This is a genomic window from Bacteroides xylanisolvens XB1A, assembly GCF_000210075.1.
Lineage (GTDB): Bacteria > Bacteroidota > Bacteroidia > Bacteroidales > Bacteroidaceae > Bacteroides > Bacteroides xylanisolvens.
In genome coordinates this window covers 4,219,806-4,223,517 of the sequence record NC_021017.1, presented here as the reverse complement: position 1 = coordinate 4,223,517, position 3,712 = coordinate 4,219,806, and the positions used below count along the sequence as shown (strand labels likewise).

4 protein-coding genes are annotated in these 3,712 nt (G+C 40.4%); 1 reads left to right on the top strand and 3 read right to left on the bottom strand.

What is annotated here, in order from left to right; genetic code table 11:
• Positions 1–170 precede the first annotated feature (170 nt).
• Positions 171–770, bottom strand: coding sequence for a MarC family protein (locus tag BXY_RS16090; RefSeq protein WP_004316176.1), 600 nt, complete (start codon positions 768–770; stop codon positions 171–173).
• A gap of 138 nt (positions 771–908) precedes the next feature.
• On the opposite strand from BXY_RS16090, the gene BXY_RS16085 reads away from it, so the two are divergent.
• Complete coding sequence (locus BXY_RS16085; RefSeq protein ID WP_004316175.1) at positions 909–1,577, top strand: Crp/Fnr family transcriptional regulator; 669 nt, start codon at positions 909–911, stop codon at positions 1,575–1,577.
• Between the two features lie 94 nt (positions 1,578–1,671).
• On the opposite strand, the gene guaA is transcribed toward BXY_RS16085, so the two are convergent.
• On the bottom strand, positions 1,672–3,195 hold the full coding sequence (guaA, locus tag BXY_RS16080) for a glutamine-hydrolyzing GMP synthase (RefSeq protein WP_015532441.1): 1,524 nt from the start codon (positions 3,193–3,195) through the stop codon (positions 1,672–1,674).
• Between the two features lie 131 nt (positions 3,196–3,326).
• A partial coding sequence (gene mscL / locus BXY_RS16075; protein ID WP_208946828.1) for a large-conductance mechanosensitive channel protein MscL occupies positions 3,327–3,712 on the bottom strand: 386 nt, incomplete at its 5' end.

The following is a 3,712-nucleotide window of genomic DNA, read 5'->3' as shown; positions in this document are numbered from 1 at the left end:
TTATTACCAACATCAGTAACCTCTCACTAAAATGATGAGACATTATCACCCGAATGAGAAGCCCTTTTCACCTCGATGACAAGCTCTTCTCACCCTAGTGAAAAGTATAAGTAAAATCGTCAAATATACAAAAATAACAAGTAGAAAACAAGTAAAGATTAGATTATTAATCAAGACCGATGCAACGCTTCAATCAATAACGTTATATTGGCCGTAAACAACCTTACAGAAATAGCCAATAAGATGATACCAAAAAACTTACGAATAATATAGATACCACCTTTTCCCAAGAAACGTTCTACACGACCAGTCATACTCACTACAAAGTAAACCCAAATCATGTTCAATACTAAAGCTATAATGATATTAACACTGGCATATTCCGCCCGAAGAGAAAGCAAAGTAGTAAAAGCTCCGGCACCTGCCAACAAAGGAAAGACAAGCGGCACCAAAGTAGCTTCTTTGATAGGACCCTGATTTTTGAAAATCTCAATATCCAAAATCATCTCCAAAGACATGAGGAAGATAACAAACGCACCGGCAACTGCAAACGATTCGATATCTACATGGAAGAGTTTCAGCATCATATCTCCCGCATAGAAAAATCCGATCAGCAAAACAAAAGAGATGACGGTAGCTTTCATTGCATTCACATCTTTCCCCTTTTCTTTCAGGTTAATTATAATAGGTATAGAGCCGATAATGTCTATCACGGCAAAAAGTACGATAAACGCACTAACCATCTGTTGCCAATTGAAGCCTGCAAACATAATTTCCTCCTTTTTTTTCTGCAAATATACTCTATTTTTATACATTCAAACAATAAAAAAAACAAAAAGAAGGGTCAGATATTGACAGCCGTGTTGTATTATGAGTAAATTTGTACGATTAACAAGAGATTACAACATATGGAAACAATGTTCGACACTTTGCTCCAATTGCCTTTATTTCAAGGTCTTTGTCATGAAGATTTCACAAGTATTCTGGATAAGGTCAAGCTACACTTTATCAAGCATAAAGTAGGAGAAACTATCATTGAGAGTGGTAGTCCGTGTAAACAACTCTGCTTCCTGTTAAAAGGCGAGGTTTCTATTGTCACAAATTCCAAAGAAAATATATACACCGTCATTGAACAGATGGAAGCACCTTACCTGCTGGAACCACAGTCGCTGTTTGGCATGAACACTCATTACACTTCTGCTTATGTGGCACATACAGAAGCGCATACTGTCAGTATCAGCAAAGCATTTGTACTTAGCGATCTGTTCAAATATGAAATATTCCGGCTCAACTATATGAATATCGTAAGTAACCGGGCACAAAATCTTTACTCCCGCTTATGGGAAGAGCCGACACAGGATTTAACAGAGAAAATCATTCGCTTTTTTCTGTTGCATTGTGAAAAGATTCAGGGAGAAAAGATATTCAAAATGAAGATGGACGATCTTGCCCGCTACTTAGATGACACCCGGCTGAATACTTCAAAAGCACTCAATGAGCTACAAGACAAAGGATTATTAGAATTACGCCGGAAAGAGATTCTTATTCCGGATGCACAGAAGCTGGTAAGCGAATAGATACGGACTGGCTCATTATAAAAAGACCTATTCATCATAAAAATAGCCTCAACAGGAATTCCTATTGAGGCTATTTTTAGATTATAAAGTGTTATTATTCCCACTCAATGGTTGCTGGTGGTTTAGAACTGATATCATAGGTTACACGGTTCACTCCCTTCACCTTATTAATAATATCATTCGATACCTTACCCATAAATTCATAAGGCAGATGCGCCCAGTCGGCTGTCATGGCATCTGTAGATGTCACAGCACGTAAAGCAACTGCTCTTTCGTACGTACGTTCATCTCCCATCACGCCTACAGACTGTACGGGCAACAAGATAACTCCTGCCTGCCATACCTGGTCATACAATCCCCAGTCACGCAATCCCTGAATAAAGATATCATCAGCATCCTGCAGAATACGTACTTTTTCAGGAGTAATATCACCCAGAATACGCACTGCCAGCCCCGGTCCCGGGAACGGATGGCGGGTAATCAGATGTTCCGGCATACCCAACTCACGACCTACCCGACGAACTTCATCCTTAAACAACAAACGAAGTGGCTCACACAATTTCAGATTCATCTTTTCAGGAAGTCCACCTACATTATGATGGCTCTTTATCACTGTACCCGTGATAGACAATGACTCGATGCAATCCGGATAGATTGTACCTTGAGCCAGCCATTTCACGTCTTTGATCTTATGAGCTTCTACATCGAACACATCGATGAAACCCTTACCTATAATCTTGCGTTTAGCTTCCGGTTCGGCCACACCAGCCAGTTCCGTAAAGAACTTTTCGCTGGCATCAACGCCAATCACATTCAGGCCGAGACATTCGTAGTCCTTCATCACATTCTTGAACTCATTCTTACGCAGCATACCATGATCTACAAAGATACAAGTCAAGTTCTTGCCAATAGCTTTATTCAGCAGCACTGCCGCAACCGATGAATCGACTCCACCACTCAAACCGAGAACAACCTTATCATCACCCAACTGTTCTTTCAGTTCGGCAACCGTGCTCTCAATAAAAGAAGCCGGCGACCAATCTTGCTTGCAGCCGCAAACATCTACCACAAAGTTCTTCAGGATTTGAGTTCCGTCTTCACTATGGAATACTTCCGGATGGAACTGGACACCCCATACCTGCTCCCCTTCTATCTGATAAGCAGCAATCTCTACTTTATCTGTTGAAGCTATTTTCTTGAAATTATCAGGAATAGCAGTAATCGTATCTCCATGACTCATCCACACCTGCGACTCCTCACGCACTCCTTTAAACAGTACATTATCTTTGCAGAAAGAAGCCAAATGAGCACGTCCATACTCACGCGTTCCGGCCGGTTCCACTTTTCCGCCATTGGTGTATGACAGATACTGTGCACCATAACAAATACCCAATATCGGATATTTACCACGAATTTCACTCAAATCTACTTTGAAAGCATCTTTATCGTAAACCGAAAAAGGGCTTCCGGAGAGAATGACTCCTTTAATAGTCGGGTCTTCTTTAGGAAACTTGTTATAAGGAACGATTTCACAATACGTATCCAATTCACGTACACGGCGGCCTATAAGCTGTGTTGTCTGCGAACCGAAATCAAGAATTATTATTTTTTCCTGCATATCAATGGTTGGATTTTGAATAAATTGAGTTGCAAAAGTAGAAAAAAGTACGCAATCTATATTAATAATGAAGAGAAAAATAAAGGAGATTCACAAGTTTACACCTGAAATCTCCTTCATTTTAATTAGAATCAATTATTTTTTTCTTTCAGCAAATCACGTATCTCCGTCAACAAAACTTCTTCTTTCGTTGGCGCAGGAGGAGTTGGAGGAGCAGCCGCTACTTCTGCCTGTTTTTTAGTTGTCAGTTTCGTAATCAAACGTATAAATAAAAATATAGCAAAAGCGATAATCAGAAAATCAAAGGTGGCCTGCAGAAACTGGCCATAATCCAATGTCACAGCCGGAGCTATCTCCTTACCGTCAGCACCGATCTCTGCCGCTTTCATCACCCATTTCAAATCCGTAAAGTTCACACCGCCAACCAGTAAACCAATCGGAGGCATAATAACATTAGCAACCAATGATGATACGATTTTTCCAAACGCACCACCAATAACAACACCGACAGCCATGT